Source organism: Streptomyces sp. VNUA24 (genome assembly GCF_029167005.1).
GTDB lineage: Bacteria > Actinomycetota > Actinomycetes > Streptomycetales > Streptomycetaceae > Streptomyces > Streptomyces scabiei.
Genome location: NZ_CP119143.1, coordinates 397455 through 423130, shown reverse-complemented (window position 1 = coordinate 423130; position 25676 = coordinate 397455). Strand labels below are relative to the sequence as shown.

Genomic DNA, 25676 nt, shown 5'->3' with positions numbered 1-25676 from the left:
TGCCCCGGCGTCGCCAAAAGGCAGTTGAGAGGGTGCCCCTGATGGGGAAGGGTCTGTGGTCATGGAGTTCTTCTGCTACCACCGCGATCGTCCCGGCTCCCTCGCCCTACGCGAGAAGCTGGTGGAGGAACACTGGTCCTACATGGACCGGTACGCGAAGGAGCTGATCGCTCGCGGTCCGACCTTCGCCGATGACGGGGAAACACCGACGGGCAGCGTACACATCGTCGACCTGCCCGATCCGGCCGCCGCCCGCGCGTTCGCCTTCGACGAGCCCGGCTACCAGGCCGGCGCGTACCGGGACGTGCTGATCCGCAGGTGGCGCAACGTGCTGGGGCGCACCATGTGGGACTTCCCCGGTGGCCGTACCGGCGGCAACCGTTACCTGGTGATCGGCCTCGGCGAGGGCCCGGCAGCCGACCTCACCCCGCCGCCCGATCAGGAGGAACTCATCGCGTACGGGCCCCTGCTGTCCGACGACGGAGACACCTGGCTGGGTACGGGGGTGCTGCTCAGGGCCCCGGACGCGGACACGGCACGAGCCGTCCTGACCGCGGACCGGTATGCGGACATCGAGGTCCACGACTGGGAGTTCGGCGGGCGCCGATGACCCCTGCCGCGCGAGGGCGTCACTCGCCGGGTCAGTAGTCCCTGACCCGGCATGCTCTCGAACGACTCCGGTCCCCGGCGAGGTGATGTCGCCGGGGACCGGATCCTGGTAGCGGGGGCGGGATTTGAACCACGCGACCTCTGGGTTATGAGCCCAGCGAGCTACCGAGCTGCTCCACCCCGCGTCGGTCTGACCAACGTACGGCATATCGACGAGTCGGGCACCGGATTTTGTGCCGCGGCTGTATGTTCCGGGTCCGCGCCGGCAGCACCTGTGGTCGGCCGTGGCCAGTCCCCAGGAGGCCCCCACACGTCCGGCAGCGACCGCATCACCTCGGCGTCGAAGAACGACCACAGACCGATGTCCTTGCCCCACGGGCCCTGCCGCGGAGAGCGGGTGCCAGGATGTCCGGGTGGTCAGCGCTGAGGAGTGGATTCGCATCCGTCGCGGCCTGCGGTTCGGACAACGGTTCCGGGGGACGGTGACGGCGGTCCCGAGGCCGGGCGCGATCGGCGTTTTCGTCGACATCGGTCTTCCGGTCGACGGGTTCGTCGATGTTCAGCTGCTGCCGGCGGACGCAGAACGCTGGCCGGACCAAGGAACCGAGGCCGAGTTCGAGGTCTGGTGGGCCGATCAGCGAGAGCAAGTGGGACTCAAGCCGGTTGACCCGCAGTTCCTGCGTGACAACTTCGCCCACTGGCAGGCGGACAGGAGGCCCGGCTGGCCGGAGGACGTGCCGGTGGAAAAGGCATGGGTCGATGCGACGGCGACGTGTCTACGCGGAACGGGCGTGATCGAGGAGACGCTGCGCTCAGCAGGCTGGTGGCCGGGACGACACGTCTCGACGGACCACTGGCGCAAGACGCTCGAGAAGACCGGCCTGATCCGCATGCACGATGCCGCTGAAGCCTTCTTGGCGGAGTTCGGCGGCCTGGACGTCCAGATCAGCGGCCGCGGGATCACCTGTGCCAAGACCCCCTTCACCTTCGATCCGGACAACCTGATCGGCGAGGAAGACCGCTTCGCCGACTGGAGTCACACCATCGGACGCGCCCTCTTCCCCCTCGGCGAACTCGACGAAGGCAGGTTCTTCCTCGGCATCGACGAGAACAGCGAGATCTACCTGGTCGAGACCTGGCTGGCTACGTTCGGCCATGCCCAGGACGCGCTGGAGAAGCTCATCCTGGGCATCGCCCCGGAGCGCATCGAGACGGGCGACTGAACAGCCCCAGCGGGGACCGAACTTCCTGAATCCGCAGTCTCGGCAAGACCTCCTGCCGACGAAGCGACCGAACATACAGCGACGTGGGAGGGGCCTCCAGAACCCGGCGCAGATCACCGGGACCCGGCCGCAGCCTGGACCGCGGCGAAGCTCGCCGCGGAAGCGGGCCTGTCCCGGGCGGCGTTCGCGCGCCGCTTCTCCGCGCTGATCGGTCAACCGCCCCTTGGCCACCTGGTACGGACTAGCCCCCGGCGCATACCGACGGGGGAGCTGAACCGGTGCCGGGGCAGCCGTGGCCGACGAGGACGTCGGTCGTGAAGACGATCGAGCCGCCGTCGTCGACCAGCGGCCCTCGAAGGGCCCTTGCTCGAAACCGATCCGCGGATGGCCGGCCGGCGACGGTCCGGGCGCCGACCGGCTACTCCGCCGTCACGATGCGCTCGACCGCGGCCGTGATGAGTTGTTCGCGCTCCGCCTCCGTGAAGACGTCCGGGAGGGTGAGCTGTTCGACGATCAGCCAGTTCAGCGTCAGCATCAGCAGCTTGACCGCCGTGGTGTCGCCGGGCAGACCGGACGTCTCGTGATAGGCGACGTTGGCATCCACGTCGGCCCGGACTCGCTCCGTGAGGACCTTGCGCAGTTCGGGGCGGCGAGTGGCTTCGAGGCGCAGCTCCAGCAGCGCCAGGTAGCCGGTGCGGAAGGAGGCGATGCGGCCGACGAGTTCGCGCATCAGCTCCGCGTAGGTCTCCCGGTCGCGACCGGCCGCCTGCTGGCGGGCGATCGTGGCCTCGTCGGGCTGGAGTCGCTCGTAGACCCGGGCGCCGGCCTGGGTGAACAGGTCGTCGCGGCTGGAGAAGTAGTTGGACGCCGTACCGGCGGGAACGGCCGCCTCGGCGTCCACGGCCCGGAAGGTCAGGCCGCGTGCGCCCTCCCGGGCCAGCACCTCGATCGCCGCGTCGACGAGGGCCGCGCGCCGCTGGTCGTTCCGCCTCACCATTGACATCACTCCAGGTGTAGTACTACGTTCAAATCACTTCAGTCATAGTACTACGGATGAGGATGAGGAAATATCTTGCGGAAGCTCGTGTACTACGTGGGTGTCTCGCTCGACGGCCGGATCGCCGGCCCCGGCGGCGAATTCGACTTCTTTCCGCAGGGCGACGAGCAGCAGGCCGCCGCCTATGCGACATGGACCAACGCGCTGTACCCGGAGACCGTCCCCACCGCCTACCGCGCGGCCGTCGGCGTCGCCGACGCGCCCAACCGGCGTTTCGACACCGTCGTCATGGGCCTCGGCAGCTACCGCCCAGCCCTCGACAACGGGATCACCAGCCCGTACACGCACCTGCGCCAGTACGTGGTGTCCAGCACTCTCAAGCCGGACACCGACCCAGCCGTCACCGTCGTGCCGAGCGACCCGCTCGCCCTCGTCCGCGCGCTCAAGGGCGAGGTCGGCACCGACCTGGACGTCTGGCTCTGCGGGGGCGGCCGACTCGCCGGCACCCTGCTGCCCGAGATCGACGAGCTGCTGATCAAGACGTATCCGGTCATCGCGGGTAGCGGGATCCCGGTGGTCGACGGCGCCTTCGACCCCACGGTCTTCGACGTCGCCGAGCGCACCGCCTTCCCCAACGGGGTCACCCTCACCCGCCTCACCCGCCGCTAGACCATGGCGCGTTCGCCGGTCGGTCACACGCGAGGCCGGTTCAACAGCCGGGAGAGCACGATCGCGCTCTCGGTCCGTTCGACAGGAGCGGTGGCGCGCACGCGTTGGATGGCCTGTTCCAGATGAGGGATGTCCCGGGCGAGCATGTGGACGACGGCGTCGGCCGCGCCGGAGACGGTGCAGGCTTCGACGACCTCGGGGATGTGCTCCAGTGCCTGGCGCAGTTCGGCGGGGGTGGGATTGCCGCTGCAGTAGACCTCGACGAAGGCCTCGGTGTGCCAGGCCAATGCCTGAGGATCGATGAGGGCGGTGTAACCGCGGATCGCGCCGGTGGCTTCCAGCCGGTCCAGACGCCGCTTGGCGGCGGGCGCGGACAGCCCGGCCGCCTTCCCGATCTCGGCGTACGTGGCCCGTGCGTTGTGCAGCACGCAACGGATGATCGCTCCATCGATGGCGTCCATGACCTCGCTCCAGACGTCAGAATGCGCGGTGCGACGGCGCAAGAATCAGCCGTGAGCCCGCGAGTATTGCAAGAAAGTGATGGAGGGCAACAGTAAATGGCGATTGTTTGCACCGCCCGCCGAACATAGTCTCCGGCATGTCCTGATGTCACGTGCCGGGAGCGGTGTGGAGATGACAGCAAGTCTGAGCGACGTGGAAGCCTCGGCACTGGCCGCGGTGGACGAGGCGGCCATCGGCCGGTCGCTGCTGGAACTGCTCGCTGTTCCGAGCGTGACGGGGAGCGCCGCGGAGTCCGAACTCCAGCACGTCCTCGCCCGACGTCTGGAGCGGTTGGACCTCGACGTGGACCTGTGGTCCATGAACCTGCCCGAGCTCCGCGCCCACCCCCGCTTTCCCGGCAGCGAGGCCCCGCGCACGGAGGCGTGGGGCCTGGTGGGCGGCACGCGGCCCCAGGGTGACGGGCCGACCCTGATCCTCCAGGGGCACGTCGACGTCGTACCCCCGGGGGACCTGGCGCAATGGGACGGCGACCCGTTCCGCCCCCGGACCACCGGGGACGTGGTGCGCGCGCGAGGAGCGTGCGACATGAAGGCGGGCATGGTGGCGATACTCGCCGCCCTGGCCGCGATACGACAGGCGGGCGCAAGGCTGCGCGGCCAGGTGGCCGCGCACTTCGTGGTCAGCGAGGAGGACGGAGGACTCGGAGCGTTCGGCACCCTCCAGCGCGGCCACACCGGTGACGCCTGCATCATCACCGAACCGACCAGCGGCGCGCTCATGACCGCGAACGCCGGCGCCCTGACCTTTCGCATCGAGGTACCCGGCCGGGCCACCCACGGCAGCACCCGGTACGTGGGAGTGAGCGCCATCGACGCCTACCTGCCCATCCACCGCGCACTCGCCCACCTGGAAGCCCGCCGCAACACCGACGCCGATCCGCTCATGTCCGCGTACCCGGTCCCCTACCCGCTGTCCGTCGGCACCGTCCATTCCGGCGACTGGGCCAGCAGCGTGCCCGACCTGCTGGTGGCCGAAGGAAGACTGGGCGTCCGGCTGGGCGAGGACCCGGACCGGGCACGCACCGAACTGGAGGCGTGCGTGGCCGAAGCCTGCGCAGCCGACCCCTGGCTGCGCACCCACCCCGCCACGGTGACGTGGCCCGGCGGACAGTTCGCCAGCGGACGGCTGCCGGCCGGACATCCGCTCGCGACCCTGGTCGGCGACGCGCACGCCGACGTCACCAGCGGCCCACGACCTTCGGAGCGAGGCGCCCCTTACGGCAGTGACCTGCGGCTCTACTCCGGCGCGGGCATTCCCACGCTGCAGTACGGCCCCGGCGACGTACGCGTCGCCCACGGTCCCCAGGAACAGGTCCGCGTGAGCGAAATCGTCACCGTCACCCGGGCACTGGTGCTCGCCACCCTGCGCTCGGTCGGTACGAAGCAGTAGCCGCGAGCCACCCTCATCCCCTCCCCGGGGCCGCTACCGCTGCTCGGCTCATCGGCAGGGACACGGGCAGCACACACGGAAGGGGCCGACCGCGAAGGCGATGCGCGAGCGGGCGGACCGGTCGTTCACCGGCTCTTCTTGTTGAACCATCCGAGCGACTGGATGACGGACGCGCCGATGAACAGAATGCCGAGCGGCACGATCGTGAACCAGGTGGCATCTGCCTTCGCGGCCGCGAGCAGCGCGATGGCGCCGACGGCCAGCGCCAGGAGCACGAGCATGCCCAGAAGGACACGGGTCTTGGAAACCAACGGTGGACTCTCCCCAGTTCAGCTGTGCTCAACGGCCAGGACAGGATGCGCTCCCCGTGCCCGTCGAACCGCCGGCGACAGTCGTCGGGTAGGGAAGAGGCAGGCTCCCCGCCGTGACAGCACGCCCCCTGCGGGAAGCCATGAGGCGAGTCTCCCAACGCGGCCTTCCCCAGACGCCAGTAGAACTACGTAATCGCATACGTAGGCTCTCCGGCAGGGGCCGGTGCGGAACTCGGCGTTCGGAGAGCCCACCAGGAGGCTCGTCCACGAGGCCGATCACGCCGCCCTCGCGGTGCGTGGGCCCCGTCCCGTTCCCCGGCCGATTCCCCGGTCAAGCGGGACAGGAGGCGAGCGAGGTCGCCGTGCCCCAACGGATCATGAGATAGCCCGAACCGCCGATCTCCGCCACGGCGTAGCGCCTGTACGGCCAGCCGGAACCCGCGTTCTGCCGCTGCTTCACCAGGGCACGGCACGCCTCACCCGCGGCCATGTCGGCCCAGGTCTCGACCTGCCTCTGATTCCACCTCAGGTAGTCCGACCACACGTACATGGCCGAATGCGCGGGATCGAAGCCCACTTTGATCTCCTCGTGGCCGAGGACCTGACCGGTGCCGAGCGCCGGTCGCATCTCGTTGCTGCGCTCGATGACCTTCTTGGCGGCGCGGTCCGCAACCCGGATCTCGTCGCCGTCGGTACTCGGGATCATCGCCTCCCCGAGACCGCTCTCGTCCGGTGCCCATTCCGACTCCGCCCCCGACTCCGCCCCCGACTCCGCCTCTGCCTCCGCGTCGGCGCCGTCGCTCCGCGCTGTGCCGTCCTCCGCGGCCGACCGACACCGTTCGTCGGCGACGAAGTCCTCCTGCCACGTCACCTGCGCATCGCGGCCCGCCTCCTCGCGCACCGTGACGTACGTGCGATACGGCAGATCCGGATGGACGTGGAGAACCGCATCGCGCAACGACAGACACATCGCCCTGGCGATCTCCGTCTCCGCGATCAACGTTCCGTGCGCGTCCGTTTCCAGGCTGTACGAGAAGTAGACCTCCCGGCGTGCCTCATGGAACGTCACGCTCCCCGGCGAGAGCCGGACCTCGCTCAACTCCCCTGACAGGACACTCTGGTCGTGCAGGACGGAGCGCGCCACGTCGTGTTCGCCCTGCCCCTGAGCCGTACGAGCTTCCGCCCAGCTCACCGCACTCGCCGCGCCGTCGCTCACGGCCTTGCCCCGCTCCGCCGCGGTATCCGCCTCATCGGATTTCACGGCCTGCGACCCGGCCCCGGCGGACGCCGAAGGCGAAGCCGATGCCCCGGACTTCCCGTCCCCGGTGGTGTCGGGCACCAGGGCCGTCACTCCGCCGACCAGACCGCCGAGCACCGCCGCCGCCACGACCACGGCGCCCACCCGCCGCCGCGCCGATCGACCCGGCGCCGCCGCCTGCCATGCCGGGTCCTCTCCGGCCGGCACATCCCAGACCTGGGCGACCACGTCCCCGGCCTGGGTCGGCAGCGCGTGTACGCCCACGACCTGGGTTGCCTGGGAAGCCAGCAACGCCGCGCACGACTGGGCCACTTCGGCGGCCGTGGGACGGTCCTCCGGCTCCTTCGACAGCGCCTTCTCCAGAATCCGGCGCAAGGACGCGGTGACGCCGTCCAGGTCAGGTTCCCCCGACATCACGCGGAAGGCGACCACGTCGGGTGGGCCGGCGCCGAAGGGCAGCCTTCCGGTCGCCGCGTAGGCCACGAGCGCTCCCCACGCGAACACGTCCCCCGCCGGGCCCGCGGTGCCCTGCCGGTACTGCTCGGGGCTGATCCAGCCCGGTGTGCCGGTCATGACTCCGGTACGGGTGACATTCGTGGTGTCGGACGCGTGCGCGATCCCGAAGTCCAGAACGCGCGGTCCGGTGGGCGTGAGGATGACGTTCTGAGGCTTCACATCGCGGTGCACCACCCCGACGGCGTGGATGGCGGACAGTGCCTGTGCGGTGGCCGCCGCGAGCGCGTACAAGCTCCCTTCCGACAGCGGTCCGCGTTCGCGCACATGCTGGTCCAGGGTCGGGCCGGCGACGTAGGCGGTGGCCAGCCACGGGGTCGCCGCATCGGTGTCGGCTGCGAGCAAGGGGATCACATAGGGGCCGGTGACACGGGCCGACAGCGCCACCTCACGTGCGAAACGAGCCCTGAACTCCGGCTCCTGCGCCTGCTCGGGATGGATCACCTTGACCGCCACACGCGTTCCGTCGGAGGTGACTCCGGCGTGCACGGTGCCCATGCCGCCGGAGCCGAGACGGCCGATGACGCGGTAGGGGCCGATGCGGGAGGGATCGCCGGGACGGGCCGGTTGGACTCTTCCACCGGAGCCGATAGCGCTCACACGTATTTCCTTGTACTGAGGGACGGTTCGGAACAGGCCGACCGGAGGTGACGGACCGACAGGAGGTGGCAGGCCGACAGGAGGTGGCAGACCGACAGGGTGCGGCATCCGTCGGAAGACCGACGTCCCGCGGGTGGACGATGTGTCGAGTGCGCACAGGAACGGCTTTGCGAGCCTCCGGTCGCAGCACACACCGGCCGGCCCGTGCGCGCCCGCTGCCGCTGCCGCTGTCGCTGTCGCTGCCGCTTCAGGCTCTCGTCCAGGATCGGCCAGTCGCCCAAGATGTCGGCATTCATCGCATCATCATCGCTGATCCCGTAGCTCGTCATGGTGTGAACGGCACCAATACACGCGCCCGTTGCAGGGATCTGGCAATCGGGAACCGATTTCCCGCAGGCCCGAAAAAAGGTGAGGCGCACGAGTTCCCCTCGCACGCGCGGCGATCCGGGCCCCGTGGCTCCGGGACGACGTCGCGCGATCTCTCGCCCCGCACATCGCCACCGGAAACGACGAAGGGCAAGGAGCAGCCTCCTTACCCTTCTCAACGTATAGCGCACCGGGGGCCTTGCGGCAAGGCCCCCGTGATGCCGCAAAATCGTCGGCCGAAGCCACAAGCTGCGGAAATGAGGGCACTGACGTGCGTGTGTGGGCGACGTACCGGGGACGCGATGACGTCGGACCGACGGTGGGACCCGAGCGGCCGTCGAGACCGTGCGCGCGGGCGAAGGGATCGCACGGTGCGGTGGGACGACGGGACACGACTGCCGAGGAGGCACGCCGATGAACGGGCCGTACGTGTGGAATCTTCACGAGGTCGACGAGAAGCAGATCGAGGCCGTCGGCGGCAAGGGAGCGAACCTCGGCGGGCTGTCACGGATCGAGGGTGTCCGCGTACCGGCCGGATTCTGTGTGACGACGGACGCCTTCCGCCAGGTCCTGGCGCAGGTGCCGTCGGTGGACGATCTCCTCGATCAGCTGTCACGTCTGGACGCGGAGGACACGGAGGTGACCCGCACGGTGAGCGCGGAGATCCGCCGGGTCATCGAAGGGATCGTCGTTCCGGACGAGTTGGCGCGTGCGATCGCCGCCGCGCTCGCCGAGCTGGGCGAGGGGACCGCCTGCGCCGTTCGCTCCAGCGCGACGGCGGAGGACCTTCCGACGGCGTCCTTCGCCGGCCAACAGGACACGTATCTGAACGTCGTGGGGCCGACGGAGGTTCTCCGGCACATCAGCAGGTGCTGGGCCTCGCTGTTCACCGAGCGTGCCGTGGTGTACCGCCGGCGCAACGGCATCGACCACCGCCGGGTGCACATGGCCGTGGTCGTGCAGCAGATGGTCTTCCCCGAGGCGTCCGGCATCCTGTTCACGGCCGACCCCGTCACCGGCAACCGCAAGGTGGCCACGGTGGACGCGGGTTTCGGCCTCGGCGAGGCACTGGTCTCCGGCCTGGTGAACCCGGACGTCTCCGAGGTGCGCGACGGCGAGGTCGTGGCGAGGACGATCGCCGCCAAACCCCTGGCCCTGCACGCGCTGCCGGGCGGCGGTACGCATGAGGTGGCCGTCGACCCGCAGCGGCAGGAGCAGCCGGCGCTCACGGATACGCAGGCGGTGCGGCTCGTCGGAATCGGACGGCGGATCGAGGCGCACTTCGGACGCCCGCAGGACATCGAATGGTGCCTGGTCGACGGCGACTTCAGGATCGTCCAGAGCAGGCCGATCACGACGCTGTTCCCGGTTCCCGTCCGAGGGACCGACGACCGGGAGACAGGTGTCCGAGAGACAGGCGACCGGGAGACAGGCGACCGGGAGACGGGCGACCGGGAGACGGGCGAGCAGGACAACCACGTCTATGTCTCCGTGGGTCATGGACAGATGATGACGGACCCCATGAAGCCCCTGGGGCTGTCCATGTGGCGGCTGACGGCCATGGTCCCGATGCACGAGGCAGGGGGACGGCTGTTCGTCGACGTCACCCCGCGGCTGGCCTCGCCCGCGAGCCGTGCCGGTCTCCTGGACGTCATCGGGCGGGGCGATCCGCTCACCAGGGACGCGCTGGAGACCGTCCTCGAACGCGACGACTTCGTGGCATCGCTCCCGGACACGGCACCGGGCCGACCGCCCGTCGGCGGCGAGTTCGACCCGACCGAGACCGACCCGTCCGTCGTCGCCGAACTGATCGGCCGCAGCCGGGCGTCCGTCGCCGCACTGGAGCGTGACATCCGCACGAAGAGCGGACCGGAGCTGTTCGACTTCCTGGCAGAGGCATTCGAGGAGCACAAACGCGTCCTGAGCGACCCGCTGAACATCCGGGCGATCATGGTGGCGATGGAGGGCACCTGGTGGCTCAACGACCGGTTGCAGGAGTGGCTGGGCGAGAAGAACGCGGCTGACACGCTCACGCTGTCCGCCCCCGACAACATCACGTCGGAGATGGGCCTGGCGCTGCTCGACGTCGCGGACGTGATCCGCCCGCATCCGGAAGTGGTGGCGTTCCTCCAGGGCGTCCGGGACGAGGACTTCCTCGACGAGCTGGGCCGACTGCCGGGCGGGGCCGAGGCGCGCGACGCCATCGAGGCGTACCTCGACCGGTACGGCATGCGCTGCGTCGGCGAGATCGACATCACGCGACCGCGCTGGCGCGAACGCCCCACCACGCTCGTGCCCGTGATCCTCGATCACGTGAGGAACATGGAGCCCGGTGCCGCCGAGCGGCGCTTCGAGGAGGGCCGGCGGAAAGCGCTGGAGAAGGCGGCCGAGGTGGTGTCACGTCTGCGGGCACTGCCGGACGGTGACCGCAGGGCCGACGAGACGCAGCGGATGATCGACCAGGTCCGCGCCTTCATCGGCTACCGCGAATACCCCAAGTACGGCATCATCAGCCGCTACTTCCTCTACAAGCAGGCCCTGATGAGGGAGGCCGCACGTCTCGTCCGGGCCGGTGTGCTCGCCGCGGAGGAGGACGTCTTCTCCCTCACGTTCCAGGAGTTCCACCAGGTCTCGCGCTCGCACCAGGTGGACGACGAGCTCATCCGGCAGCGCAAGGACGCGTTCCGGTCGTACCACGCGCTGACACCGCCTCGCGTCCTCACCTCGGACGGCGAGGCCCTCACCGGCGCGTACCGACGCGACGACGTACCGCCCGGCGCCCTGGCCGGCCTCCCGGTCTCGGCCGGGGTCGTCGAGGGAAGGGCCCGCGTGGTCCTCGACATGGCGGAGGCCGATCTCGAGACGGGCGACATCCTGATCACCACCTACACCGACCCCAGCTGGTCGCCCCTGTTCGTCGGGATCGCGGGCCTGGTGACGGAGGTGGGTGGGCTGATGACCCACGGCGCGGTGATCGCCCGGGAGTACGGACTGCCGGCCGTCGTGGGCGTGGAACAGGCCACCCGGCTGATCCGGAACGGACAGCGCATCCGCGTCCACGCGACCGACGGATACGTCGAGATCCTGCCCTGACCGACCAGACGCCTCCGCGGTGATCGACAGCTCGGGTGATGCAAGGCGGCATCATGCACCCTCAGAGCACATCGTCGGTCCCCACCGCCTCGCTGCCGACCCGGCCGGACCGGGCCAGCGGATCCGGAGTGGGGCGCCATGGGCGGCAGATGATCAGGAAGGTGAGCGTCGCGGTCAGTGCGAGGGTGAGTACCGACAGGGCCATGGGCAGGGCGGTGCCTTGGCCGCCGAGGCCGGTGAGGGTCGGGGCGACGGATCCCATGAGGAACTGGGTGGTGCCCAGCAGCGCCGACGCGCTGCCCGCCGCGTGCGGGGCGCGCTGGAGGGACAGGGCCGTGGTGGTCGGCAGGATCATGCCGACCGGGCAGGCGGTGAGGAAGAGCGCGAGGGCGATCCAGGGCAGGCCCGCGTGGGTGATGGTGATCAGGAGGACCAAGGCGATGCCCGCGGCGCCGAGCACGGCAAGTCCCGTTGCCAGGATGCGCTGCGAGGGAAAGCGGCCGAGCAGCACTGTGCCGTTCAGCTGTCCGGTGACGACCAGACCGATCGAGTTGAGGGCGAACAGCAGGCTGTACGTCTGCGGGGAGGCGCCGTAGACCTCCTGGAGCGTGAAGGAGGAGCCGGCGATGTAGGCGAACAGGGCGGCGAAGCCGAGGCTGCCGGTGAGCAGGTAGCCCGTGAAGTGGCTGTCTGCGACGAGGCCGCGCATGGTGCTCAGGGTGTCGGAGAGTCCCCCGTCACGCCGTCGGTGGGCCGGCAGGGTCTCGGTCAGCAGGGTCGCGGTGGCGGTCAGGACGACCAGGCCCAGCACGGTGAGGGCGAGGAAGACGCCGCGCCAGGAGGTCAGGCGCAGCAGTTGGGCTCCGAGCACGGGGGCGAGGATCGGCGCGGTGCCGGAGACGAGCATCAATGACGAGAGCAGGCGGGCGGCGCCGAGACCGTCGTACAGGTCACGGACCACGGCCCGGGCGATGACGATGCCGGCGGCGCCCGCCAGCCCCTGGACCAAACGCATGCCGATGAGCACCGTCGCGTTCGGCGCGACGGCGCACAGGGCGCCGGCCACGACGTACACGCTCAGGCCGAGCAGCAAGGGGCGCCGTCTGCCGAGGGTGTCGCTGAGGGGGCCGAGGATCAGCTGACCCAGGGCGATCCCGATCATGAAAGCGGTCAGGGTGAGCTGGGTGACCGCCTGGGAGACGTGCAGGTCTCCGCTGACCTGGGGGAGGGCCGGCAGGTACAGGTCGATGGTGAGCGGGCCGAGCGCGGTCAGGGAGCCCAGGATCAGGACCAGGGGCACGCGGTGTGGGCGGGGTGCCGCGGATGGTGGTCGCATCACGGCGGCCGATGCGGCCGATGCGACCGATGCGGCGGATCTGTTCGGGACGGGGAGGGACATGATGTCGATTCCAAGCTGTGGGGTACGGCCGCTGCTGCCGTTCGCGACCGGGCCGGGGCCTCGCGGCCGGCGTGGACGGAGTCCATGACGTGCTCTCGGCCGCCGCGGCGACGGTCTTGGCGGTCGTGGTGGTCGCCGAGGTGGCCGGCGGCGCTGTGCTCGCCCGGCTCAGGGGGGCGACGATTTTGATCGTGCTGGGCCCAGCTGTGGTCGGCGACTTGCCGACGGGCGGTTGATCAACAAGCGGGGGTCATGAGCTGAGGGCCGGACGGGCCGCGCGAAATGTCCTTGGTCCGCGCGGCGCGTGCGTGCGGTGCACCTCGGCGGCGTTCAGTCGCCGACCGGGAAGAGCGACCGGTTGGCGATGTCGATGATGAACGGGCCGACGTGGGCCGGGTACTTGTCGACGATCGCCTTCTTGTAGGCGTCGCCGTCGTCGCCGAGCAGTTCACGGGCGTCGCTGAGGTAGCGGCGGACGTCTGCGTAGACCTCCGGGCCGGTGGGCAGGCCGTGGCCCGCGAGGATCGTGTCGTAGCCGGACTCGGCGGCCAGCGCGTCGACGGCCTGCTGCCAGCCGGTGATGTCGTTGTTGCCGAGGTAGAGGTGGACGTCGTGGTAGACGAGGTCCTGGGCGATCAGGACGCCCTGGTCGGGCAGTTTGACGAGGAGTTCGTCGGCGGCCTCACCGCCGGAGACGGCCTCGAAGACGAAGGGGACGCCGTCGACGACCTCGGTGCCCGGGACGATGTCCACGGACGGGGTGAAGTCTCCGAGGGGGATGACCTGTCCGGTGGGCAGTGTGCTGTCGCCGCGGGCGATGATCTGCCGGCGCACCTGGGGCAGGGCGTGTACGGGGACGCCGAAGCGGGCGGCGCCGTTGTAGTGGTCCGGGTGGGCGTGGGTGACGATGAGCCGGTCGATCGGCTTGCCGAGGCCTCTGGCGTAGGCGACGGCCTCGTCGGCGTAGACGGGGAGCAGTTGGGCGTCGATCGCGAGGATCCGGGCCGGGGTCTCGATCAACTGGGTGGTGGTGTGGAAGGTGTCCGCCGGCGACATGTAGCTGTGGAGGCGCACCGGGCCCTTGTCGAGGACCGTGACCGTGCCGTGCATAGGGATGCTCCTTGAGGTGGAGGCGGCTTCGCGTCGCCTTGACGTCCTCTACTTTCGTTGCGAAACCGCAGGCGGGCGAGATCCGCCGAAGACGCGGCATGGTAATTCGAGGACATCTGGAGATCGCGGTGCTTCCCGTGGGCCTTGCTGACGACGATGGCTCCGTGGATGGCGCCCTCCTTCGGCTCGCCGTCCACTCGCCAGAGATGCGGGGGCCCCGGGCTTCGAGTCATCGGTCTCGCCACCCGGTACGGGCGCCGTCGTCGGCGGCGGGACGGCCGCCTGAACTCGTGTATCGGGAAGGGCACGCCTCCGTCCTCGTTTCACCATGCCGTGTCCCCCTTCCACCTTGTGGGCCACGAGGGCGTGGGAAAGGCTGGAGATCGTTCCGGACAGGCGTGCTGGGCAACCCCGGTTCGGGGGTCGGCCGCCGTCTTGGTTTGCCGCGGCTCGGCAACAGCCGGGAGGGCTGAACGCCCCCCTCGCACCATCACCCGTACCTGAGGACGCATCAAATGAATCCGACCGTCGTACTCGTCCACGGCGCGATGCACACGCCGTGGATCTTCGACCCGCTGCGTGAGCGGCTTGCCGCCCGCGGTATCGCCTCCCGTGCCGTGCAACTGCCCAGCAGCAACGCCGACAGTGCCGCAGCCCAAGGGCTGACCGAGGACGTGGCCGTGGTCCGTGCCGAGATCGCGGCCGCCGACGGGCCCGTCGTGCTCGCCGCGCACTCCTACGGCGGAGTGCCCGCCACCTGGGCCGCCGCGATGGAGGACCGGGTCGCCGAACTCGTCTACATCGCCGCCTTCGCGCTGGAGCCCGGGGTCTCGATGATGGACTGGATGGGCGGTGACTTTCCGCCCACCTGGAGCACTTCTCCCGATGGTCTCGCCGTCAGGGCCGGGGACGCGGAGCAGTCCATCTTCAGCGGGGTCGACCCGGTCCTGACGGCCGAAGCCGTCAAGCGGCTCCAGTGGCAGGGCATGCGCGCCTTCACCGAGAAGCTGGGTGCCGCGCCGACGGCCGTTCCCTTGGCGTACGTCGTGGCCACCGAGGACCCGTCCCTCCCGCCGCCCGTGCAGGAACAGTGGGCCGCGCGCGCCGCCCACCGCCTGCGCCTCCCCTCGGGACACTCCCCGCACCTCTCGCACGCCGACCAGGTGGCCGAGCTTCTCGCGGAAGCGGTCGCACGCGTCGAACGGTGAACAGAACCGACGCACGCAGGATCGGTCCCATGCCGCGTCAGCCCGGGCCTGCATGGCTGCAGGCCCGGGCTGAGATGCCGTCGAGACCGTACCGATGGAAGCGGGGAGAGGGACGGCCTTCCGCGTTGCTAGCGTCCCGGGAGGGCACGCCAGGGGATCCCGGTCCGGATCTTGTAGGCGTTGCCGTGGCCGATCACCGTGGCGTCGGTTCCTGCCCGTCGGTCAGTGATCGAGGAGGGCGATGCGGATGGCTCGTTCGACGTGGGCGGCGGCGTTGGCGTGGCCTTCGGCGTTGGGGTGGACGAGGGTGACACGCTTGTTGATGGGGGCGCAGGTCAGGAGGGTGCCGGCCAGCTTGGCGGGCCAGTAGTCCGCAGCGTCGCCGCAGATTCCCTCGACCCACTTGTCACCCGCGGGCTGGCAGGCGTCGTGGCCCACGCTCGACGAGTAGACGTCGACGTAGCGGTCGCCGAAGAACGAAGTGACCCGCTCGATCGAGCTGTTCAGCGGCTTGAGGACGGTGTCACGGAGCCAGTCGACATCGGCGTGCTTGATCGCGGCCAGCTCGGTGAGGGAGAGACGGTTGCAGGCGGTGCCTTCCTCCGGCAGGACGGCCGGATAGCCGACGGTGATCACTTTGGCGTTGGGCGCGGCCTCGTGCACCTTCGCCAGCATCTGGATGTACTCGTCCTGGACCCTGGCGAGCTTGTCCTGGATGCTCTCCTCCCCCTCGGGGGGACTGGTGTAGTACTCGCGGCAGGACTCGCCGGGCGTCGCGCCCAGTTCGAGGCACTTGAGGAGCATGCCGCCGAAGGGCAGGCTGTTGCCGCCGACTCCGATGGTGACGACGTCGGTCGTGTCGTTCAGCTTCGCTCGCTGGATCTGCGTGTCCACCGCGGGCCAGCCTCCGGTGGGAGGCTGGACCGGGCTGATCGGCGACTGCCTGTTCTCGGCGATGTCGGCGATGGTGGCATTGCCGCAGCTGACGTTGGTCAGGTGGACGTACTTGCCCGGCGGGAACTCGTCGAGCTCCCGCTCGACCACTCCCGGGTAGGCGTCGCTGGTGCGGTCACAGCCGTCCCGCGACGCGTCGCCGAGCGGGGGCTGCGGGTCTCCGACGAACACGCCGGCGGTGTACGAGTCACCCAGCGCGGCCCACTCGTACTGCTCGGCCGCACCGGCCGCGCCCGTGGGCACGAGCGCGGACACGGCCAGCGTGAGCCCCACGGCCAGCGCTCTCGCTCGCAGGCGGGAGGCGGTGGGCCGTACGGCTCCGCCAGGACGGGTCGGCAGAGTCGTCGAGACGAGGGCTGCCAGCCTGCCCCTAGACGTCGAACGCATTCACGGTCTCCCATCACTCAAAGCAGTCATTCGACTACGCTCCGAAGTTAGGTGAGGCCATGTGATCGCCGGACGGATGTGCCAGGTAAACCACCCGTGCGTAGTGTGCTGAGGTTCCCGGCCGAGGGTGAGTGCGCCGGGTGGCCGCCCCTCGGCGGCGAGCCGGCGTGCTGCAGGCGACTGACCGTGTCGGCAGGGGTCGGCGGAGCAGTAGCCGGTCATGGACGAGCCGGGACTGCGCCTCTGAAGCGGTGCGGCAGTCTTTCTCTCCTGCGTACGGGCCTCCTTTCGGGCACAACGACCAGGAGTGCTCGCGTGGTGGAGTGCTGCCTCGCGTCACGTGGATGAGCATGGGCAAAACCAGTCATCTTCCCGTGCCAAGGGGATGCGATGCCCGACCACGCCGACCGTGCCGACCAGGCCGCTCGTGTCCGCCCCGAGCATGCCGCGCCGAGCAGGACGCTGTGGCGACAGCCGTCGGAGCAGTGGCTGCTCAGCGGCATCTACGGGCTGGTGCTGGCCAGTGCCATGGTGGCCGCGCTGGACGCGGCAGGGGAGGAGGCCGATCCCGGTTCGGACGCGCTGTGGGTGCTGATCACGGCAGTGGCGTCCGGTGCCGCCCATGGGTACGCGCACGTCATCGCCCAGCGTGCGTCCGTCGAAGGGGTAGCCGTCACCAGCAGACTGCGGTCGGTCCTCGCGGAGTGGCCCCTGGTCGCCGCCGTGCTGCCCACGGTGGGGATGCTGCTCGCCGCGGTGGCCGGGTGGTGGGCAGAGGCCACCGCGGTGGACGCGGCCCTGCTGTTCAACACCGTGGCCTTGTTCGGCCTGGGTGCCTGGGCCGCCCGCAGGGCTGGGCGGGGATGGCCGTCCTCGTGTCGGGCGGGCGGCCTCGATATGGTGATCGGCTTGCTGATCATCATGGTGAACGCCTTGATCCATTAGCTGCCGTGGGGGTGCCATGCAGGCGAGAAACGGCTGGGCCGACGGACGGACGTCCCCGGTGCGGATACTGGGGCGTTGATCTCGCGAGGGGGGAGTGGTCGTGACCTGGTCCACCGGGCTGCTGGGATTCGCTGCCGGGCTTCTCATATCGGTGGCCACCGCCCCCGTGGGCGTCTCCGGTGCCGTATTCCTCCTGCCCGTACAGGTCAGTGTCCTGGGGGTGCCGAGTCCCGCCGTGACTCCGACGAACCTGCTGTTCAACGTCGTGGCCGGGCCGGGGGCCCTGCTCCGGTACGGCAGGACCGGGCGCCTGGGCGGGCCACTGACCCGGCTGCTGATCGCGGGCACGGTGCCCGGTGTGGTCATCGGGGCGGTGATCCGCGTCTTCGCCGTGCCAGGGCCGCGCGTCTTCCGCCTCTTCATCGCCGCCCTGCTGCTCCCCCTGGGGCTGTGGCTGTGGTGCCGCACGCTGCGCCCGGCCGCACGGCGGGACATCGGACAGCCCACGCGCCGCGCCACCGCCACCCTGGCCCTCGTCGTCGGAGTCGCCGGCGGAATCTACGGCATCGGAGGCGGCTCTCTCCTCGGCCCGATTCTGGTCGGCCGCGGAATGCCCGTCGCCACTGTCGCACCCGCGGCACTGGCCTCGACCTTCGTCACCTCCGTGGTCGGTGCGGCCACCTACGCTCTGCTCTCGCTGACCACCACGGGTGACGTCGCCCCCGACTGGCTGCTGGGCCTGTCCTGTGGGACAGGCGGCCTGATCGGCGGCTACCTGGGCGCCCACCTGCAGCCCCACCTGCCCGAAACCGCGCTCCGCCTCCTGCTGGGAGCCCTGGCCGTCGCCATCGGCACCCTCTATGCCGTCCAACTCCTGACCTGAATGCGGCCGTTCAGCAGACCCCGACGGCCGGGACCACGAGCAGCGCATCGGTACCGGCCAGCCGTTTCAGGAATCCGCGACCACCCGTACGGTCTTCAGTCGCCGGTCGGCTGGGTCGGGGAGGAACATCCCCGCGTTCACCCCGCTGACCAAGTACTCCAGCACCGGTTCGGTGAGGAGTTCGCTGGGCAGGACGACGGGAATGCCCGGCGGATAAGGCGTGATCATCTCGGCCGCGACCCTGCCGACGGCCTCGGACGCGGGGATCTCGGCGTGCGGAGCGAAGTAGGCGTCGCGGGGGAGGCGTGCCTGCTCCATCCGTAGATCGGCCGGGGGCGGGACACGTACCTGCGGGGCGCCGTGGAGGTCGTCGGCGTGGTCGGCCAGATCCCGCAGGGCTGTGAGAAGGCGCGCCGTGGTCTGTTCGTCGTCGGCGTGGGTGAGTTGCGCGCTGATACGACGGTGGTCGAAGAGATGGGTGTCGAGGTGGTGGTGCTCCCGTAGCCAGTCGGCCGCCCGGTAGCCGGTGGTCCCGAGGCCGCTGATGTCCATGACCAGCGGGAGCGGGTCGAAGTCGGCGGCGAGACCCGGGCCGCAGAAGTCACGGGCGTCGTTGACGTGAAGGCCGTCGATCGACTCGACGGCCGTGCGGGTCTCTGCCGCCAGTTTCCGTGCCCGGCCGATGAGTTCATGACCGTGCTGCATCATCTGGCGTCGCCACGCGTCGATGCCCGCATAGATCAGGACACTCGGGCTGGTCGTGCCGAGAAGGTCGGCGCGCGAGGCCAGTTCGGCGGGATCGATGAGATCGCCCTGGAGATGGAACACCGAGCCCTGTTCCAGGCCGCTGCCCATCTTGTGGATGCTGGTGACGCAGATGTCGCCGCCCGCGTCCATGGCCCAGGCCGGCAGGTCGTCGTGGAAGGGCAGATGGGCGCCCCACGCCTCGTCCACGATGAGGGGCTTGCCGTGCCGATGGCAGACGTCGGCGATGCCCTGGAGTTCTGCTGCGGCACCGTACGGCGTGGGACTGGTGACCAGGGCTCCGTCGGCGTCCGGATGTTCCGTGAACGCCTTGTCGTAGGCGGCGGTGGAGGGCGGGTGCGCGATGTGGCGGACGGGGTCCCACTGGGGTTCCACCCACACGGGATCGACACCGGAGAGAATGAGGCCCGCCACGACCGACTTGTGCGCGTCACGTCCGACGAGCAGCCGATGCCCCGGGCAGGTCACCGCCAGCATCGCGGCCTTCACGGACAGGGAACTGCCGCAGGTCGAGAAGAAGGTGTGCTCCGCGTGCACCGCATCGGCCATCAGTTTCTCGGCGCGTTCCAGCACCTTGCCGCGGGCGAGCCGGTCGTCCAGGCCCCCACTGGCCAGGACATCCCCGTAGAAGACGGCGTCACCCAGGACCGCGCGAGCACGTGGATCCGCGCCGCGTGCCTGTTTGTGTCCCGGGGGCGTGAATCCGGACTCGCCCGCGTCCCGGTACCGGGCAAGCGCCTCAAGAACCGGGGCCTCAGCATGGTTCATACCCATGCCGACGGGGTTCCCGCCTGGCCGCGCCGCATGCCGACGGGGGCGCGGACCACCCCCCTGACCTTCGGCCGCGGACGGCACGGCACGGCAGGGACGATATTCAGCCGTACACCATGTGCTTCGGACGGATCGGCCGGGGAACCCGCCCATCCGAAGCCGTCGCGCGAGCGGCCCGAGCGAGGTGTCGTAGATGTCCCGACCGCGGCAGCCGGAGCAGCGGCACTGCACAACGCCGAGATCATGGCCGGTCACGCTCGGACCAGGAGCGGTCACGCCCAGAGGACCGACAAGGGAGCAAGGGCGGTGGCGAGGGCGGGAGGACACCGCCGGATCAGCGGCTCCGGCACCCGTGACTCGGTGGCCGTCCGACACAGGAGAGGAGAGGCGCATGCCTGCCGGATCCAATGCCAAGCGCGAACGTCAGTATGAACATATCAAGAAGAGCGCCGAGGACCGTGGTGAATCGTCCGAGCGCGCCAAGGAGATCGCGGCACGCACGGTCAACAAGGAACGGGCCAGGTCAGGAGAGTCGAAAACCTCCAGCAAGGTATCGACGCGTGACCGGAAGTCGTCCTACGAACGCGGCGGCCAGCGCTCGCACAGCGGATCGCAGGGGCCTACCAAGGACCAGCTGTACGAAGAGGCCAAGAAGCGCAACATCAACGGCCGCTCCTCGATGACCAAGAAGGAGCTGGAGAACGCGCTGGGTCGCTGACGCGAGGTGCAACGACGCCCGAGTTCCCCCACCGGTCACCGGCCGGCCCCGTGGCCGGCCGGTGACCGGGCGCCCCTTGGCTCGGTGCCACCGCGGCGCGGGGTCACCGACACCGCCGATCGACCATCGAACTGAACCGGAGCACACGCCCAGCCGACCTCAGGCACCCGGTTGGGAAGGCCAGCGGCTCGGGTGCGGCAGTCCGCCCCTCGCGTCGGCCGAGCCATGAACGGCATCGACAGAGCCCTGAACGGCATCGACAGAGCCGTGAACCTGGGACCGAATCGAAAGCGCCCTGACGCGACCGCGACTGTGGATGCGTGTGCGGCCGGGGTGGGGAGGTAAGGCCGGTCGGCGGTCACCAGGTGACGACGCCGCTTGGCGCGAACGCCGCCGTCTCCCCCGAGGCGCACACGCAGGCTCTGGCTGTTGGCTGTTGGCTGTTGGCTGTTGGCTGTTGGCTGTTGGGCAGGGCGTTCCGCAGGCAACAGACCTCGGGCACCCGGCACCACAGCCGAGGGACGCGGACCTCGACTCGGCCGCGCCCGCACCGGGCATCCGGGAGCCCTCAGGGAGAACTCGGACAGAACGCGCGCCACCCCATGGACGTTGTCGGCCCTGGTGCGAGCGGTGACGGCCACCCCAGCCACGTGGGCGAGGCGGTGATCAGGATCTCCAACGCCAGGAGCTTGTCGTGGACGCCGGGCCACTGGTGCGCCTGATTTTCGAGCCTCCTGAAGATCTTCCGGCCGTCACCCGACCCCGGCACAATCATCCGTATGACGATCACCACGATGGCGCCGTCCACGCGCAACACCCCCGTCACCGTCGCCCTGGGACTCCTCACGGGCGGTGTGATCGGGGCGTCGCTGGCCGCTCTCGTCGTGGGCACCATCATCGAGAACGTGCCGCTCTTCGTCGCAGGGCTGGTCCTGCCCGCGGTCTACGGTCTGCTCTTCTTCCTCGTCGGCGCGCCGCGGCGTGCCCGGGAGGCGACGGTCGCTCCCCGCACCGCTCTCGCGTCGGTCGAGAGCCTGGAGGCGGTCGGGGGCGAGGCGACGAGCGACGTGGCGGTGCGCTTCGATCTGACGGTCGCGCCGGACGACGTACCGGCGTACCGCGTCGCGTTCACGCAGAACATCAACCTCGTCGACCTGGCCGACTACAGGCCGGGCGGCGTCGTGGTGGTCCAGTACCCGCCGGACCGGCCGTGGAGGGTGAGGATCGTGAAGCGGCCGACGCCGGAGTGGGAGGAGCGGGCGGCCGGGGCCCGCGTCGACTCGGCGCCCGGCCCGGCCCTCGTGAGCGAAACCCCCGAGAGCGCTGCCGTCGGCTTCGTCACGCTGCTCGCCGTGCTGCTCGCCGCGGCCGGTGTGGTCCTGCTGTTCCGTGCCGACTTGTTCGACCGGAGCGCCTCCACGCAAGCGCCCCCCGCCGCAGGGCCGTCGGTGTCTTCGTCCACCTCTTCCTCTTCCTCCTCCTCGTCGACCACGGTGGTGTCTTCGGCGTCCGGCACGGTCACGCTCGGCCCGGACCAGTCGTTCCTCGACAAGGGGACACTGCGCCGGGCCGTCGACTCGCTCGCCAAGGGCACGGACACGCGCACGGCGCTCACCGTCGTCGTACAGGATCGGCTGCTGTCGGTGGTGTACGCGCCCACCGGCGCGCAGACCCCGACGTTCGACCTCGACTCCCTGCCCTACGACCGCTTCCCCTCCTTGGTCGAGGAGGCGAGGACCGGGCTGGGTGCCGGTTCCCCGCAGACCTGGCAGCTCACCGTCGAGCGCCTCACGGGTTCCCTCACCATCAGGGTCGGTGTGACGGGCGCCGAAGGGACGGCCTCGCTGGAGGCGGACGCGCGGGGCAAGGTGGTGCGGCGCACCCCGGCGCACTGACGGACGCGGCATCGGCCGCGTCTCGTGGCTCGCCTGGCCGTCGCGGGCGGCGGTGAGGGAGGGAGGAGGGGAAGGCACATGGCTCTGCAGGAATATCTGGTGCTGTGGTGTGGGGTGTTCGGCACGGTGGCGCTGGTCGGGTACGCCCGGTCGCTGGCCGGAATGACCCGGGCCCAGCGGGCGGTGAGGGTCATGGGACGGATGGAGCGGGTGCGGGAGCCCCGGCACGGAAGCTCGCAGCGCGACGGGATCCCCGTGGTCGTCTCTTTCCAGGACCCTTCCACCGGGGAGGAGTTCACCGTGACGAACGACGATGACCACGGGGACAGGATCACGGAGGCCTGGCCAGGCAGGGAGATCGGAGTCCGCTATCCGCCCGGGAGGCCCCACGCCTTCCGGTTCGTCGGGGACCTCCGGGCCGGCCGACGCGGGCTCGGGTGGCCGAACTTCGCGGTCTTCCTGGTCTACGTCGGCCTGGTGGTCTTCGCCGCGATCGACCGGGCCTGGCCGTGGGCACTGATCGGCTTCGGTGTGCCCTGGACCGTGTCCGGAGTCTGGTATCTGCCGCAGAGCGCACGCGCGGTGAACCGCCGTATCGCCGCGCTGACCTCCCGGCCCCCTGTCCGGGGCCGGGTCATCGCGGTGCTCACGGACACCAGCACCGACGAGGACGGCCACACCAGCACCAGCCACACCCCGGTCATCACCTTCACGACCCAGGAGGACATCACCGTCACCGCCTACTGCACCGAGGGGTTGCCCGACCCGGCGAACTCCCGCGGCCGCGGCGTCACCATCCACTACACGCCCGACGACCCCGCCGTGTTCACCCCCGACCTCGCGGCGGAACACCGATCCCGCTCACTCGACACCGTCTGCGGTGTCGTGGCGCTCCTGCTGGGCGTGGCGGCGGTCGGCGTCGGTGCGGTGCTGCTGTGACGCCCGGTGAGCGGGGTGCGCGCACCGACTGTGTTCCGAACCGCGGGCGCCCGCGTCTTCAGCGAGGGAAGCCCCGGCCGGCAGGTGATGGTGCGCGAAGTAGCCCCGCCGTAGCATCGCATCGCGCCCTGAACCGCGACACGGCACAGGGCGCGGTCCCGGTCATCGCGGTGCCGCGCACGGCACGGCACCCACAGCTCGCACGGAACGGACAGGCATGCGCATCGTCATCATCGGCGGAAGCGGGCACATCGGCACCTTCCTCGTGCCCCGGCTGGTGCGGGCCGGCCACGAAGTGATCAACATCAGCCGTGGCACCCGCACCGCCTACGCCGACGCTCCCGAGTGGCGTCAGGTACGGCAGGTCGTGGCGGACCGGGAACACGAGGACCGCGAGGGCGTCTTCGGCGACCGGGTGGCGGCGCTGAACCCGGATGCCGTCGTCGACCTGGTCTGCTTCACTCTGGAGTCGGCCACCGCGCTGGTGGAGCGGCTGCGCGGAGAAGTCGGTCACCTCCTGCACTGCGGCACCCTGTGGCGCTACGGCCCCAGCGACAAGCTGCCGATCTCCGAGACCACCGGTACACCTCCGGTGGGGGAGTACGGCATCCAGAAGGACCTGATCGCCCGGATGCTGAAGGCGGAGACCGCGTCCGGCGGCCTGGTGACGACGTCCCTGCACCCCGGGCACATCGTCGGTCCCGGCTGGGACCCGGTGAATCCCCTGGGGAACAACGACCCCGGCGTCTGGTACACCCTGTCGGCCGGTCAGCCGTTGCGGATTCCCGGCATCGGGGCCGAGCCGATGCACCATGTCCACGCCGACGACGTCGCCCAGTCCTTCGAGCGAGCCATCGAGCACCGGGAGGCGGCGGCCGGGGAGGACTTCAACGTCGTCGCCCCCACCGCACTGACCGTCCGCGGGTACGCCCGTATCGCGGCCGGCTGGTTCGGGCAGACCGCGTCACTGGAACCGGTGACGTGGGAGGAGTTCCGCCGGGGCACGAGTCAGGAGAACGCCGACAGGAGCTGGGACCACCTCTACCGCGGCCACTGCCTCACCATCGAGAAGGCCAGGACCCTCATCGGCTACGCGCCACGCTACGAACCGGAAGCCGCAGTTCTGGAATCGGTGCGGTGGCTGATCGACCACGGTGAACTGGAGGTGGCCCGCCCTCTCGTCGCCTGAGGGGAGGGCGCGCGGGAGGGCCGGCTCCGCGCAGCGGCACTGGCGTGGGCGTGGGGTGAGGGAGACCTCGGGACGGTCACGGGTCCCGGCACGGCCCGGGAGAGGCAGATGGCTCGAGAGGCGGCGATCCCCTCAAACCGGCGATCCCCTGAAGGGGGCGATCCCCTGAAGGCGGCGATCTCCACAGAACCTGATCCCCACCTCGCACGATCGCCCCCTCCCCATGGATTCCCGCCCGGGCGCCCCGACGACGAGCCGTCGAGGGCGGAGAACACGAGCACGCCGTCGTTCGGCCACCGCCGAAGCCGAGACTCGCGCACCCCGGGGCGTACAAGGCACGCCCGCTGCCGTCACTCGTGCCGGTGATCACCAGCGGGGCACCCTCCGCTCTCCGCCCCACACGGCCAACCTGTAGGCATGCGTCAGCCGTTCGTCCTCACCGCCGCTCTGGCCGCCCTTCTGCTCGCCGGGGGCTGCGTCGCCCTCCCGGCCGGCACCCCGCCCCCTGCACCCCGTCCGCACGCGGCTGCCGCGCGTACAGCCCCGCCGCTGCCGTCCCCAAGCGAGCCCTCCGCCCGCAGTGCTCTCATCGCCTCCGCCCCGACCCTCGTCAAGACCGTGAGGACGAAGCGCCCCGACGTCCCCCGGCCCGCCGCACAACGGCGGTCCTCCCTCAGCGACACCAGCCCGCAGCGACCCGCCGCTCCTCGGCCATCGGCGCGGCCGCGCACGGCAGTCCGTCCCGCGCCGGCCAGGCCCGCACCGCCTTCCGCGAACCGACACCGGACCGTCCGGCCGCGCACCGCACCGCCCGAGCCCACGTACGACATGCGCACCGTGTGCAACCTCGCGCACCAGGCCGCCGCCCCCTCGGGAGCAGGAACCCTCTGCGACACCTACCTGCGCTGATCACCTCACCCAGTCCGACGCCGGCCATCCCCGATCACCGCAGCTCCGCGTCGG

The 25676-nt window shown here is 70.3% G+C and carries 21 protein-coding genes, 1 tRNA gene and 1 pseudogene; 14 read left to right on the top strand and 9 right to left on the bottom strand.

Features of this window, described 5'->3' with window-relative positions; genetic code table 11:
* The first annotated feature begins 61 nt into the window (after nucleotides 1–61).
* Nucleotides 62–610: a YciI family protein gene (locus PYR72_RS01740; protein ID WP_275453486.1), complete on the top strand. Its 549-nt coding sequence runs from the start codon at nucleotides 62–64 to the stop codon at nucleotides 608–610.
* A 106-nt stretch (nucleotides 611–716) separates the two neighbouring features.
* On the opposite strand, the gene PYR72_RS01735 is transcribed toward PYR72_RS01740, so the two are convergent.
* Nucleotides 717–794 (bottom strand) — tRNA-Met (locus tag PYR72_RS01735).
* 228 nt (nucleotides 795–1022) lie between these two features.
* Here PYR72_RS01735 and PYR72_RS01730 point away from each other — a divergent pair.
* Together PYR72_RS01730 and PYR72_RS01725 are read left to right on the top strand one after the other, a co-directional pair.
* Nucleotides 1023–1832, top strand: coding sequence for an SUKH-3 domain-containing protein (locus tag PYR72_RS01730; RefSeq protein WP_275453485.1), 810 nt, complete (start codon nucleotides 1023–1025; stop codon nucleotides 1830–1832).
* Nucleotides 1833–1940: 108 nt separating this feature from the next.
* Nucleotides 1941–2066: pseudogene (locus tag PYR72_RS01725) on the top strand (AraC family transcriptional regulator); the annotation flags it as partial.
* Between the two features lie 184 nt (nucleotides 2067–2250).
* On the opposite strand, the gene PYR72_RS01720 reads toward PYR72_RS01725, so the two are convergent.
* The gene (locus PYR72_RS01720; protein WP_275453484.1) at nucleotides 2251–2829 is read right to left on the bottom strand and encodes a TetR/AcrR family transcriptional regulator; all 579 of its coding nucleotides are present in this window, start codon (nucleotides 2827–2829) and stop codon (nucleotides 2251–2253) included.
* Between the two features lie 75 nt (nucleotides 2830–2904).
* On the opposite strand from PYR72_RS01720, the gene PYR72_RS01715 reads away from it, so the two are divergent.
* Nucleotides 2905–3498, top strand: coding sequence for a dihydrofolate reductase family protein (locus tag PYR72_RS01715; protein ID WP_275453483.1), 594 nt, complete (start codon nucleotides 2905–2907; stop codon nucleotides 3496–3498).
* A 23-nt stretch (nucleotides 3499–3521) separates the two neighbouring features.
* Here the strand turns inward: PYR72_RS01715 and PYR72_RS01710 are convergent, their stop codons facing one another.
* A complete protein-coding gene (locus tag PYR72_RS01710; RefSeq protein WP_275453482.1) occupies nucleotides 3522–3959 on the bottom strand; it encodes an Lrp/AsnC family transcriptional regulator in 438 nt (145 codons plus the stop codon).
* Between the two features lie 172 nt (nucleotides 3960–4131).
* Between PYR72_RS01710 and PYR72_RS01705 the strand changes: the two genes are divergently transcribed.
* On the top strand, nucleotides 4132–5409 hold the full coding sequence (locus PYR72_RS01705) for an ArgE/DapE family deacylase (RefSeq protein ID WP_275453481.1): 1278 nt from the start codon (nucleotides 4132–4134) through the stop codon (nucleotides 5407–5409).
* A 125-nt stretch (nucleotides 5410–5534) separates the two neighbouring features.
* Here the strand turns inward: PYR72_RS01705 and PYR72_RS01700 are convergent, their stop codons facing one another.
* Together PYR72_RS01700 and PYR72_RS01695 are read right to left on the bottom strand one after the other, a co-directional pair.
* Nucleotides 5535–5720, bottom strand: a complete 186-nt coding sequence (locus PYR72_RS01700; RefSeq protein ID WP_012998255.1) for a hypothetical protein — start codon at nucleotides 5718–5720, stop codon at nucleotides 5535–5537.
* A gap of 331 nt (nucleotides 5721–6051) precedes the next feature.
* Nucleotides 6052–8091 (bottom strand): serine/threonine-protein kinase, encoded by a 2040-nt coding sequence (locus tag PYR72_RS01695; protein ID WP_275453480.1) that lies wholly within the window; start codon nucleotides 8089–8091, stop codon nucleotides 6052–6054.
* A gap of 780 nt (nucleotides 8092–8871) precedes the next feature.
* Here PYR72_RS01695 and rph point away from each other — a divergent pair.
* Nucleotides 8872–11550, top strand: a complete 2679-nt coding sequence (rph, locus tag PYR72_RS01690) for a rifamycin-inactivating phosphotransferase (protein ID WP_275453479.1) — start codon at nucleotides 8872–8874, stop codon at nucleotides 11548–11550.
* Nucleotides 11551–11611: 61 nt separating this feature from the next.
* On the opposite strand, the gene PYR72_RS01685 is transcribed toward rph, so the two are convergent.
* Entirely contained in the window at nucleotides 11612–12850 is a 1239-nt protein-coding gene (locus tag PYR72_RS01685; RefSeq protein ID WP_275453478.1) for a multidrug effflux MFS transporter, read from the bottom strand.
* A gap of 188 nt (nucleotides 12851–13038) precedes the next feature.
* Between PYR72_RS01685 and PYR72_RS01680 the strand changes: the two genes are divergently transcribed.
* Complete coding sequence (locus PYR72_RS01680; protein ID WP_275453477.1) at nucleotides 13039–13185, top strand: hypothetical protein; 147 nt, start codon at nucleotides 13039–13041, stop codon at nucleotides 13183–13185.
* A 94-nt stretch (nucleotides 13186–13279) separates the two neighbouring features.
* Here the strand turns inward: PYR72_RS01680 and PYR72_RS01675 are convergent, their stop codons facing one another.
* Nucleotides 13280–14059, bottom strand: coding sequence for an MBL fold metallo-hydrolase (locus tag PYR72_RS01675; protein ID WP_275453476.1), 780 nt, complete (start codon nucleotides 14057–14059; stop codon nucleotides 13280–13282).
* A gap of 515 nt (nucleotides 14060–14574) precedes the next feature.
* Here PYR72_RS01675 and PYR72_RS01670 point away from each other — a divergent pair.
* Complete coding sequence (locus PYR72_RS01670; protein ID WP_275453475.1) at nucleotides 14575–15267, top strand: alpha/beta hydrolase; 693 nt, start codon at nucleotides 14575–14577, stop codon at nucleotides 15265–15267.
* Nucleotides 15268–15489: 222 nt separating this feature from the next.
* Here the strand turns inward: PYR72_RS01670 and PYR72_RS01665 are convergent, their stop codons facing one another.
* Complete coding sequence (locus PYR72_RS01665; protein WP_275453474.1) at nucleotides 15490–16608, bottom strand: SGNH/GDSL hydrolase family protein; 1119 nt, start codon at nucleotides 16606–16608, stop codon at nucleotides 15490–15492.
* Between the two features lie 390 nt (nucleotides 16609–16998).
* Between PYR72_RS01665 and PYR72_RS01660 the strand changes: the two genes are divergently transcribed.
* Both PYR72_RS01660 and PYR72_RS01655 read left to right on the top strand, forming a co-directional pair.
* Nucleotides 16999–17553 carry a hypothetical protein gene (locus PYR72_RS01660; RefSeq protein WP_275453473.1) on the top strand — a complete coding sequence of 185 codons (555 nt, stop codon included), beginning with the start codon at nucleotides 16999–17001 and terminating at the stop codon, nucleotides 17551–17553.
* A gap of 100 nt (nucleotides 17554–17653) precedes the next feature.
* Nucleotides 17654–18436 (top strand): sulfite exporter TauE/SafE family protein, encoded by a 783-nt coding sequence (locus tag PYR72_RS01655; protein WP_275453472.1) that lies wholly within the window; start codon nucleotides 17654–17656, stop codon nucleotides 18434–18436.
* A gap of 66 nt (nucleotides 18437–18502) precedes the next feature.
* Here the strand turns inward: PYR72_RS01655 and PYR72_RS01650 are convergent, their stop codons facing one another.
* Complete coding sequence (locus PYR72_RS01650; protein WP_275453471.1) at nucleotides 18503–19975, bottom strand: ornithine decarboxylase; 1473 nt, start codon at nucleotides 19973–19975, stop codon at nucleotides 18503–18505.
* Nucleotides 19976–20363: 388 nt separating this feature from the next.
* Here PYR72_RS01650 and PYR72_RS01645 point away from each other — a divergent pair, with 388 nt between their 5' ends.
* From PYR72_RS01645 to PYR72_RS01630, 4 genes are all read left to right on the top strand, one after another.
* Entirely contained in the window at nucleotides 20364–20690 is a 327-nt protein-coding gene (locus tag PYR72_RS01645) for a plasmid stabilization protein (RefSeq protein WP_275453470.1), read from the top strand.
* A gap of 779 nt (nucleotides 20691–21469) precedes the next feature.
* Complete coding sequence (locus tag PYR72_RS01640) at nucleotides 21470–22585, top strand: hypothetical protein (RefSeq protein WP_275453469.1); 1116 nt, start codon at nucleotides 21470–21472, stop codon at nucleotides 22583–22585.
* Between the two features lie 78 nt (nucleotides 22586–22663).
* Nucleotides 22664–23524, top strand: a complete 861-nt coding sequence (locus PYR72_RS01635) for a DUF3592 domain-containing protein (protein WP_275453468.1) — start codon at nucleotides 22664–22666, stop codon at nucleotides 23522–23524.
* 217 nt (nucleotides 23525–23741) lie between these two features.
* On the top strand, nucleotides 23742–24713 hold the full coding sequence (locus tag PYR72_RS01630) for an NAD(P)-dependent oxidoreductase (protein WP_275453467.1): 972 nt from the start codon (nucleotides 23742–23744) through the stop codon (nucleotides 24711–24713).
* Nucleotides 24714–25676 lie beyond the last annotated feature (963 nt).

Excerpts from the sequence above, each read along its gene's own strand:
- rph (WP_275453479.1), top strand. The coding sequence starts at position 8,872 with ATGAACGGGCCGTACGTGTGGAATCTTCACGAGGTCGACGAGAAGCAG.
- PYR72_RS01675 (WP_275453476.1), bottom strand. The coding sequence starts at position 14,059 with ATGCACGGCACGGTCACGGTCCTCGACAAGGGCCCGGTGCGCCTCCAC.
- PYR72_RS01710 (WP_275453482.1), bottom strand. The coding sequence starts at position 3,959 with ATGGACGCCATCGATGGAGCGATCATCCGTTGCGTGCTGCACAACGCA.
- PYR72_RS01635 (WP_275453468.1), top strand. The coding sequence starts at position 22,664 with ATGGCTCTGCAGGAATATCTGGTGCTGTGGTGTGGGGTGTTCGGCACG.
- PYR72_RS01660 (WP_275453473.1), top strand. The coding sequence starts at position 16,999 with ATGCCCGACCACGCCGACCGTGCCGACCAGGCCGCTCGTGTCCGCCCC.
- PYR72_RS01720 (WP_275453484.1), bottom strand. The coding sequence starts at position 2,829 with ATGGTGAGGCGGAACGACCAGCGGCGCGCGGCCCTCGTCGACGCGGCG.
- PYR72_RS01665 (WP_275453474.1), bottom strand. The coding sequence starts at position 16,608 with ATGCGTTCGACGTCTAGGGGCAGGCTGGCAGCCCTCGTCTCGACGACT.
- PYR72_RS01650 (WP_275453471.1), bottom strand. The coding sequence starts at position 19,975 with ATGGGTATGAACCATGCTGAGGCCCCGGTTCTTGAGGCGCTTGCCCGG.
- PYR72_RS01640 (WP_275453469.1), top strand. The coding sequence starts at position 21,470 with ATGACGATCACCACGATGGCGCCGTCCACGCGCAACACCCCCGTCACC.
- PYR72_RS01740 (WP_275453486.1), top strand. The coding sequence starts at position 62 with ATGGAGTTCTTCTGCTACCACCGCGATCGTCCCGGCTCCCTCGCCCTA.
- PYR72_RS01670 (WP_275453475.1), top strand. The coding sequence starts at position 14,575 with ATGAATCCGACCGTCGTACTCGTCCACGGCGCGATGCACACGCCGTGG.
- PYR72_RS01705 (WP_275453481.1), top strand. The coding sequence starts at position 4,132 with ATGACAGCAAGTCTGAGCGACGTGGAAGCCTCGGCACTGGCCGCGGTG.
- PYR72_RS01645 (WP_275453470.1), top strand. The coding sequence starts at position 20,364 with ATGCCTGCCGGATCCAATGCCAAGCGCGAACGTCAGTATGAACATATC.
- PYR72_RS01630 (WP_275453467.1), top strand. The coding sequence starts at position 23,742 with ATGCGCATCGTCATCATCGGCGGAAGCGGGCACATCGGCACCTTCCTC.